A 7,801-nucleotide genomic window follows, 5' to 3' on the forward strand; every position below is an offset into this window, starting at 1 on the left:
GCTTTCTGTTTGGCGCGGCCTGCGGCCTATTTCGCCTTGCGGCTGAATTGCTGCCAGAGGCCCACGCCGATTGCAATGGCAAGGCCGGCCAGGTCGGTCATTACGCCACCGTAGATGAGCAGCAGGGACCCGGCGAACAGCACCACCCGCAGCGGCGTTGCGATCCTGCCGAAATACCAGGATTGCAGGGCGCCGGCGAGCAGGTAGACGCCGATACAGGCCGTCGCCCCGTAATGCACGATCTGCACCCAGTCACCCTGCGCCAGCAGGGCCGGGCTGTAGAAGAACATGAACGGGACGATGAAGGCAGCGAGACCGTAGATGAAGGATGTCACTGAGGTCTTCATCGGGTCGCTGCCCGCGATGGCTGCACCCGCGTAACCGGCGAGTGCTACCGGCGGGGTTATCGCCGAAAGCACCGCGTAATAGAAGACGAACATGTGGGCGACCAGCGGCGAGATTCCCAGCTTGACGAGGCCGGGCGCCACGACGGAAGCCGCCACCGCATATGCAGCCGTTGTCGGCATGCCCATGCCGAGGACGACGGCTATGGCCATGGCGAAAACGAGGGCCAGGAACTGGCTCTCCCCGGCGATCGCCAGGATCATCGACGAGAAGCGCAGGCCGATGCCGGTCAGGCCGATGACGCCCACGATGATGCCGGCGCAGGCGCATACTGCGATGAGCTGGATCGTCCCCTTGGCGCCGAGATGCAACGCGTCGAACACGGCCCGCGCTCCCATGCGGGTGTCCGGCAGGATCCAGCTGATGACGAGTGCGCTCGCCATCGCGAGGGTGCCGGAGCGGATCACCGAGTAGTTCAGGACCAGGCCGCCGATGAGGACGATCAGGGGGATGAACAGAAACACGCGGCGAAGCATCTCGTCGACACGCGGCAGTTCGGAGCGGGGCAGGCCGTGCATGTTGAGCCGCTTGGCTTCGTTGTCGACCATGAAGTAGACCGCGACGAAGTAAAGCAGGGCCGGCATCACGGCGGCGATCATGATGTCGGTGTAGGGAATGCCGGTGATCTCGGCCATGATGAAGGCGCCGGCGCCCATGACCGGCGGCATGATCTGGCCGCCGGTGGATGCGGCGGCTTCGATGGCGCCGGCACTGCGTGCCGGATAGCCGACCTTCTTCATCATCGGAATGGTGAAAGTTCCGGTGGCCGCGACGTTGCCTGCGGATGTTCCGTTGATCGTGCCCATCAAAGCGCTCGACATGACGGCGACCTTCGCCGGTCCGCCCCGCGCCGTTCCGGCGAGGGAGAAGGAGAAGTTGACGAAGTAGTCGCCGATCTTCGACGCCTGCAGGAAGCCGGCAAAGGTGATGAACAGGATGATGTATGTGGAGGAAACGGCGGTCGTCGGTCCGAAGACGCCTTCCAGCGAGTAGATGAATGAGAAGAGGTGATCGAAGCGGATACCCTTGTGATAGAGCACACCGGGCATGATGGGGCCCGCCACGCAGTAGAGCAGAAACACCACCGAGATGATCGGCAGCGCCAGGCCGGCGGAGCGGCGGGTGATCTCCAGAATGAGCAGGGTGCCAATTACGCCGAAAACGACGTCCCAGGTTGTGGGTGCGGCGCCGGCACGGAACAGCAATCCGTCTAGATTGTCGAAGATGTATACGAAACAGGCGATGCTGGCGACGATGAATACCCAGTCATACCAGGCGACGCCCGGGCGCTTCTGTCTTGCGGTGGCGGCGAAGATCATGAAGCCCAGGGAGATGCCGAAGGCGACGTGGGCGGTCCGGAACAGCCACGGATCGATGGGGTAGACGTTGAGCACATACAGGTGGAAGACCGTGAAGGCCACGCATCCCCAGAAGAACAGTTGGCTTTCCCATTTCCGCAACTGGCGCGCGTTGCTGCCAATCTCGGCTTCTTCCTGGATTCGCTCGGCCGTATGCGCCGCGTTGCCGGCGGCCATGCTCTTTTCCGTCATCCCTGCCTCCGACCCGGCGCGGCTCTTGCGACCTTTGCCGGGTTTACCTCCCAGTTAACAAAACCCCCGCCCGTCGAATCGCAGGGCGGGGGTTCTTTTTTAACCTTACTGCCTGTCGGCGACTACATCATCGTCTTCGGATTGAGCGCGATGCCCTTTTCCTTGTAGTACTTCACCGCGCCCGGATGGAACGGCAGGAAGCTGTTCTTCTCTGCGTTCTTCGCGAGGGTTTCCTTCGCAGCGGAATGTCCCTTCACCATGGCATCGTTGTTGTCGAGCACGGCCTTCACGATCTTGTAGGCGGTGTCGTCGTCAAGATCCTTGTGGGCGATGGCGAAGTTGTAGAGACCGACCGTCTTGTGATCCTCGGTCAGCGTCTTGTAGGTGTTCTTCGGAATCACCGACGGAGACAGTTCGGGGATCTTCTCCTGCAGGATCTTGAGTTCTTCATCGGTGAAGGTGATGAACTTGACCGGACGCTGCGCTTCGAGTTCCGAGTAAGCGGAGATCGGCACGCCGGCGGCAAAGGCGAAGACATCCAGCAGGCCGTCGCCCAGCTGGCTCGCCATGTCAGAGGCGCCGCCATTGCGGATTGTCGGCTTGATGCCCAGCGCTTCGAACATCAGCGGAAAATAGGTGCCCGGAGTGCCGGCCTTCGGGCCGACGCCGACATTCTTGCCGTCCATCTGCTTGACCGAGGTGATCCCGGTCTTGTCGGTCGTGATGAAATGGAACGGCGTATCATACATCGGGAAAAGGGCGCGAACGTTGTTGTACTTCTTGCCTTTTGCCCAGCCGGTGCCGTTGTAGCCGTGCAGCGCCACACCCATGGTGACCATGCCAAGTTCGATGGCCTTGCTGTCGACCAGAAGCAGGTTCTGGTTCGGACCCTGGGTCTGCTGGGTCGAGACGTTGATGCCGGTCTTTTCTGTCACCAGCGTGGCCACCACGCCGCCGTAAATAAAGTAGGTGCCGCCCACCGAGGCGGTGCCGAGCGTCAGCGATTTGGGCTGCGCCTGCGCCACGCCCGCCAGAGCGACGGCGGCGATGGCGGCAACGCCAAAGGTTTTGAGCTTGGATACGGTCATTCTCTTCCTCCCGAATGCATACCGGCAGAACTCCTGCTCGGCCCTGCCGGAACCGAGCTGACAAGATAGCGATTCCTTTGCCTCAGGCCCAGTTTTTTCGTCTCCCGCCGCGACTGCATCCTTGGCGGGTAATGGTTGCTCTGGCAACGACTTAAGTATTGCCTATATGGTGCGAAGGCAGGAGCGGGATGACCATGAGCGGCGATCGAACCGGGCCGGACCGGAGCAGGGTACCCACCGCAGCGTCTTCGCAGGAGGTTGACGCCTTTCTGCGCAAGGTGGCGCTGGCCCCGCGTGCTGCGCCGCAGCATGGCGGGAAAGGGCGGCTGATCTTCGCCATGGACGCCACGGCGAGCCGGCGTCCGACCTGGGACGAGGCGCAGCGGATCCAGAGCGACATGTTCCGCGCCACGGCCGGCTTGGGCGGCCTCGAGATTCAGCTGGTATTCTTTCGTGGCCTCGGCGAGTGCAAGGCCTCGGGCTGGGTGTCCGAAGCCGGTGCCCTGCTGCGCCTGATGCGGCAGGTGGAATGCGTCGGCGGCCATACCCAGATCGAACGGGTGCTGAACCATACCCTGGCCGAAGCCCGCGAGGGCAAGGTGAACGCGCTGGTTTATGTGGGCGACTGCCTGGAGGAAAATCCCGACGACATCGCGGTCCGGGCCGGCGAACTCGGCCTGCTCGGCGTCCCGATCTTCGCGTTCCAGGAGGGGCAGGAGCCGCAGGCGAAGGCCTGCTTCCAGGAGATGGCGCGGCTGACGCGCGGCGCCTACTCGACCTTCGACCGTTCCAGCGCGGCGGTGCTGCGGCAGCTGCTCTCGGCGGTTGCCGTCTATGCGGCCGGCGGATTCAAGGCGCTGGAAAACTATGCCAGTAATGCCGGTTCCGAGGTGCGGCTGCTGATCGGACAGATGCGGTAAGAAATGGCCTGGTTTGCTCTCGGTGTTGTTGGAGTTTTTCTGCTCTGGCTCGGCGCCCGGGCTTTCGTCAGCGCCGACCCGAAGGCGCTGGCCAAAGGAATCAGGATTGCCGGCGCGCTGGCCTGCGCTGCGCTCGGAATTTTTCTGCTGCTGCGCGGGCGCATCGATGCCGCCCTGATGCTGGGTTTCGCGGCTGCGGGCATCATGGGCTATCTGCCGCGCGGATGGTCGCTCTTCGGCGGCCTGTTCGGGCGGGGCGGCCTGCTGGGACGCCGCGGCCTGGGCAGCGGATGGACCCGTGCCCGCACCGGCTATTCCGCCGGCCCCTCCGGCCCGTCTGCCGGTGGCCAGCAGTCGAGCGTGGAGACGGCCTGGCTGCGCATGTGGCTCGACCATGCCACGGGACGGATGGACGGGGACATTCTGCAGGGCAGCCATGCCGGGGCGCGCCTGTCATCCCTGCCGTTCGAGGCGGTGATCGAACTGCTGCGCGAGTGCCAGCGCGCCGACAACCAGTCTGCCGCATTACTGGAAGCCTATCTCGACCGCATGGCGGGCGAGGACTGGCGGGAACGGGCGAAGGCACAGACCGGGGCGTCGGAAAATGCCGGGGGGAGTGCAGGCGACAGCCGCCCGGCAGGCGGCATGGCGCGGGAGCAGGCTTACGAAATCCTCGGGCTCAAGCCCGGTGCGACGGCGGACGCCATCAGGGCTGCCCATCGCCGCCTGATGAAGAAATTCCACCCCGACCAGGGCGGCTCGACCCATCTGGCCGCCCAGATCAACCAGGCCAAGGATATCCTGCTCGGGGAATGAAGCCTGGGGATGGTGCCGGATGAGGGATTTGAACCCCCGGCCTTCGGTTTACAAAACCGCTGCTCTACCGCTGAGCTAATCCGGCGCGGGGCGTTGTTTACGTTAGGCGTTGCCGGCCGGCAAGCCCGGATGCTTTTTACGCCCTTGATAATCACTCGCAACTAAGCTAGAACCGTTCCTGCGACTTACTTGCAGAGTCCGTGCCGGCCCGTACGCAGGTCTGCAGGCGAATATGCGCCGGCAACGCCGGCGCTCGTGATTCATCGAGTGGGCGACGACGATGTATGTCTGTCTCTGTCATGGCTTTACCGACCGCGACGTTCGCGGTGCGATTTCCGGCGGGTGCCATTCGGTAGCTGCGGTCTATCGTCACCTGGCCGATCGGCCGCAATGCGGCAAATGCGTTCCCGAAGTGCGCGGCATGCTGAGTGAGCAGCGCCGCGCCAATCATGGCGGTGGCGCCTGCGCGCCCTGCGCCTCCGTTGCCCAGGCGGAAAGTCAGGCCTGAGCCATGGTCGGCACCATCCTCATCGCGACCGCCTGTATCGGCAACGGGATGCTGCTGGTGCTGAAGCTGCGCATGATGCGGCATCTGGCCGAGATCGAATCTCCGGTCCGAAAAATATCATTGTGAATAATTCCTAATTTCACCCAATTTCCTTGAGCCTCTGTCGGGCGCGGCGTATGCCTCGAAGCAGCGCTGCATCTCATTGGCAGAGGAGAAGGGTCGTGAAGGGCGACAGGAAGATCATCCAGCAGCTCAACGGCGTTCTGAAAAACGAACTCACGGCCATCAACCAGTATTTCCTGCATGCCCGCATGTGGAAGAGCTGGGGATTCGAGCGGCTCGCCGAACACGAGTACAAGGAATCCATCGAGGAGATGAAGCATGCCGACAAGATCATCGAGCGGATTCTTCTGCTCGAGGGCGTGCCCAATCTGCAGGATCTCGGCAAGCTGAAGATCGGTGAGACGATTCCGGAAGGGCTATCGGCCAATCTGGAACTCGAGCGCAAGGGGCGGGTCGATCTCGTGGCGGCGATCGCTGCCTGCGAAATGGCGCAGGACTATGTCAGCCGCGATCTGCTCACCGATATTCTCGAAGATACCGAAGAGCACATCGATCATCTCGAAACGCAGCTCGAGCTGATCGAGAAGGTCGGCCTGCAGAATTACCTGCAGTCGCAGATGGGCGACGGCTCGCCGTCGTGACACGAAAGAGTGCGGCGCCGTCGGACGCCGCACCGGATCACTGATTGCCGGTACCGCGCACGCACTCGTACAGCGCCACCGCAGCGGCAGCCGACACGTTCAGGCTCTCCACGGCCCCGGTCATCGGCAGCTTCGCGAGGAAGTCGCATTTCTCGCGGGTCAGGCGCCGCAGGCCTTCGTCCTCGGCGCCCAGCACCAAAGCCGTGCGGCGGATGTCGTGCACGGCCTCGGCCAGCGTCCTGTCGGTTTCCATTTCCAGTCCGACGCGCCAGTAGCCGTATTCGGCAAGCTGATCGAGGGCGCGGGCCAGATTGGTGACGCGGATCAGCGGCACGACTTCCAGGGCGCCCGACGCGGCCTTGGCCAGTGCGCCGGTCGCCTCCGGCGCGTGACGGTCGGTGACCACGACGGCCCGCGCGCCGAAGGCGGCCGCCGAACGCAGGATCGCGCCGACATTGCGCGGGTCGGTCACATGGTCGAGCAGCAGGACGATGTCGCGAACCCCGGGGAAATCCCCGGGCAGTTCCTCGCGCAGGGATTCGATGCCGCCATCCTCCAGCGGATCGGCGAGCAGGGCGATGCCCTGGTGCACGGCACCCGGCGGCAGCAGGCTTTCCAGCCGCTGGCGGTCGACGATCTCGGGCTGCGGATTGCCCGGCAGTTCATCCTGCAACTCCTCGCGGGTCTCGCGGGTCAGCAGCAAACGCCGGAAGGAGCGGTCCGGATTGCGCAGGGCGGCCAGACAGGCATGGTGGCCATAGAGCCAGACCGGCAGATCCGGCTTATGGGCCCGCTCGCGTCCCGTCCTTTCCCGGCCAGATTGTTCGCGGCTGGTGTCGCGGGGGCGGTCGTGGTCCCGGCGGTCTTCCCGGCGCTCGGGATGGGGGGCGCCCTTGCCAGCTGGTCGCGTCCCGCCGGGCTGCCAGCCGGGACGCTCGGCGGCCTTCCGGGCATCCCCGGCGGCCGGGCCGGGGCGGAAATCCTTCCGATTCGCCCTCTCCGGGCCTTTCTCGCCCCGCGGGCCGCCATGGGCAGGCCTCTTGCCGGGCCTTCCCCCGGGGCGGTGGGGGCGGTTTGGCTGATCCGAGCGGGGTTTACGGCCGTCTGGCTTGCATGGGCGCATGGCCGTCCTTATAATCCGCGCCGTCAGAAGCAACAACATTGCAGCCCGACCTCTTGGTATCGAGGGAAGGGAGGCGATGAGGGTGCTTTTGTCGCGTTTAATCCATTGACTGTTGGATATCCCTTCGTTAATCGGGGGGCCCGGTTCGGAGGGGTGCCCGAGTGGCTAAAGGGGACGGACTGTAAATCCGTTGGCGCACGCCTACGCTGGTTCGAATCCAGCCCCCTCCACCAGATCCACGCAAGCCTGAAAGTGCTTTGGCACCAGAGGGTTGGCGAAACGTCTTCGGAAGGAACGTTAATCGGCGGGTGTAGCTCAGTGGTAGAGCCCCAGCCTTCCAAGCTGGTTGCGAGGGTTCGATTCCCTTCACCCGCTCCAGCTAAGTCGGGCGGAGCACGAGAGTGACCGCCCACGGCATGCGGTGATGCGAAACGCGCTGGGAGCGCGGCGCGGATCCGGATGTCGGGCCGTCTAACCCGTCGGGGTCCGAAAGGGTCTCGACACAGAAACTGGTCGGATAACAGGTCGGATAACAGGACAGAGACTATGGCCAAGGCAAAATTTGAGCGTAACAAGCCGCATTGCAACATTGGGACGATTGGTCACGTTGACCATGGCAAGACGTCTCTGACGGCTGCGATCACGAAGGTTCTGGCTGAGGCTGGCGGCGCGACGTTCACGGCTTAC

General features: G+C 63.8%; 9 protein-coding genes and 3 tRNA genes. 8 read left to right on the forward strand and 4 right to left on the reverse strand.

The window, feature by feature from the left end; translation table 11 throughout:
• Nucleotides 1-26: 26 nt before the first annotated feature.
• Both VKZ87_RS13105 and VKZ87_RS13110 read right to left on the reverse strand, forming a co-directional pair.
• On the reverse strand, nucleotides 27-1,955 hold the full coding sequence (locus VKZ87_RS13105; RefSeq protein ID WP_324221705.1) for a TRAP transporter permease: 1,929 nt from the start codon (nucleotides 1,953-1,955) through the stop codon (nucleotides 27-29).
• A 122-nt stretch (nucleotides 1,956-2,077) separates the two neighbouring features.
• Nucleotides 2,078-3,043, reverse strand: coding sequence for a TAXI family TRAP transporter solute-binding subunit (locus tag VKZ87_RS13110; RefSeq protein WP_324221706.1), 966 nt, complete (start codon nucleotides 3,041-3,043; stop codon nucleotides 2,078-2,080).
• A 194-nt stretch (nucleotides 3,044-3,237) separates the two neighbouring features.
• On the opposite strand from VKZ87_RS13110, the gene VKZ87_RS13115 reads away from it, so the two are divergent.
• Complete coding sequence (locus VKZ87_RS13115) at nucleotides 3,238-3,963, forward strand: VWA domain-containing protein (RefSeq protein ID WP_324221707.1); 726 nt, start codon at nucleotides 3,238-3,240, stop codon at nucleotides 3,961-3,963.
• A 3-nt stretch (nucleotides 3,964-3,966) separates the two neighbouring features.
• Nucleotides 3,967-4,779 carry a DnaJ domain-containing protein gene (locus tag VKZ87_RS13120; protein WP_324221708.1) on the forward strand — a complete coding sequence of 271 codons (813 nt, stop codon included), beginning with the start codon at nucleotides 3,967-3,969 and terminating at the stop codon, nucleotides 4,777-4,779.
• A gap of 10 nt (nucleotides 4,780-4,789) precedes the next feature.
• Here VKZ87_RS13120 and VKZ87_RS13125 read toward each other — a convergent pair.
• A tRNA-Thr gene (locus tag VKZ87_RS13125) sits at nucleotides 4,790-4,864 on the reverse strand.
• Nucleotides 4,865-5,059: 195 nt separating this feature from the next.
• Between VKZ87_RS13125 and VKZ87_RS13130 the strand changes: the two genes are divergently transcribed.
• The 3 genes from VKZ87_RS13130 to bfr all read left to right on the forward strand — a co-directional run bounded on the left by VKZ87_RS13130 (nucleotide 5,060) and on the right by bfr (nucleotide 5,991).
• Nucleotides 5,060-5,287, forward strand: a complete 228-nt coding sequence (locus VKZ87_RS13130; RefSeq protein ID WP_324221709.1) for a (2Fe-2S)-binding protein — start codon at nucleotides 5,060-5,062, stop codon at nucleotides 5,285-5,287.
• A 3-nt stretch (nucleotides 5,288-5,290) separates the two neighbouring features.
• Nucleotides 5,291-5,413, forward strand: a complete 123-nt coding sequence (locus VKZ87_RS13135; RefSeq protein WP_324221710.1) for a hypothetical protein — start codon at nucleotides 5,291-5,293, stop codon at nucleotides 5,411-5,413.
• A gap of 95 nt (nucleotides 5,414-5,508) precedes the next feature.
• Nucleotides 5,509-5,991: a bacterioferritin gene (bfr, locus tag VKZ87_RS13140; RefSeq protein WP_324221711.1), complete on the forward strand. Its 483-nt coding sequence runs from the start codon at nucleotides 5,509-5,511 to the stop codon at nucleotides 5,989-5,991.
• 37 nt (nucleotides 5,992-6,028) lie between these two features.
• On the opposite strand, the gene rlmB is transcribed toward bfr, so the two are convergent.
• The gene (gene rlmB / locus VKZ87_RS13145; RefSeq protein ID WP_414655652.1) at nucleotides 6,029-7,153 is read right to left on the reverse strand and encodes a 23S rRNA (guanosine(2251)-2'-O)-methyltransferase RlmB; all 1,125 of its coding nucleotides are present in this window, start codon (nucleotides 7,151-7,153) and stop codon (nucleotides 6,029-6,031) included.
• Between the two features lie 108 nt (nucleotides 7,154-7,261).
• Here rlmB and VKZ87_RS13150 point away from each other — a divergent pair.
• The 3 genes from VKZ87_RS13150 to VKZ87_RS13160 form a co-directional block, all read left to right on the forward strand.
• Nucleotides 7,262-7,347, forward strand: a tRNA-Tyr gene (locus VKZ87_RS13150).
• 71 nt (nucleotides 7,348-7,418) lie between these two features.
• A tRNA-Gly gene (locus VKZ87_RS13155) sits at nucleotides 7,419-7,492 on the forward strand.
• Nucleotides 7,493-7,660: 168 nt separating this feature from the next.
• Nucleotides 7,661-7,801: GTP-binding protein (locus tag VKZ87_RS13160; protein WP_324221715.1), on the forward strand; the 141-nt coding region annotated here is incomplete at its 3' end.

Source organism: Ferrovibrio sp. (genome assembly GCF_035304305.1).
Lineage (GTDB): Bacteria > Pseudomonadota > Alphaproteobacteria > Ferrovibrionales > Ferrovibrionaceae > Ferrovibrio.

Bases quoted from the DNA above. Each gene is read 5' to 3' on its own strand.
- VKZ87_RS13135 (WP_324221710.1), top strand. From the start codon at position 5,291: ATGGTCGGCACCATCCTCATCGCGACCGCCTGTATCGGCAACGGGATG.
- rlmB (WP_414655652.1), bottom strand. From the start codon at position 7,153: ATGTTGTTGCTTCTGACGGCGCGGATTATAAGGACGGCCATGCGCCCA.
- VKZ87_RS13110 (WP_324221706.1), bottom strand. From the start codon at position 3,043: ATGACCGTATCCAAGCTCAAAACCTTTGGCGTTGCCGCCATCGCCGCC.
- VKZ87_RS13120 (WP_324221708.1), top strand. From the start codon at position 3,967: ATGGCCTGGTTTGCTCTCGGTGTTGTTGGAGTTTTTCTGCTCTGGCTC.
- VKZ87_RS13130 (WP_324221709.1), top strand. From the start codon at position 5,060: ATGTATGTCTGTCTCTGTCATGGCTTTACCGACCGCGACGTTCGCGGT.
- VKZ87_RS13105 (WP_324221705.1), bottom strand. From the start codon at position 1,955: ATGACGGAAAAGAGCATGGCCGCCGGCAACGCGGCGCATACGGCCGAG.
- VKZ87_RS13115 (WP_324221707.1), top strand. From the start codon at position 3,238: ATGAGCGGCGATCGAACCGGGCCGGACCGGAGCAGGGTACCCACCGCA.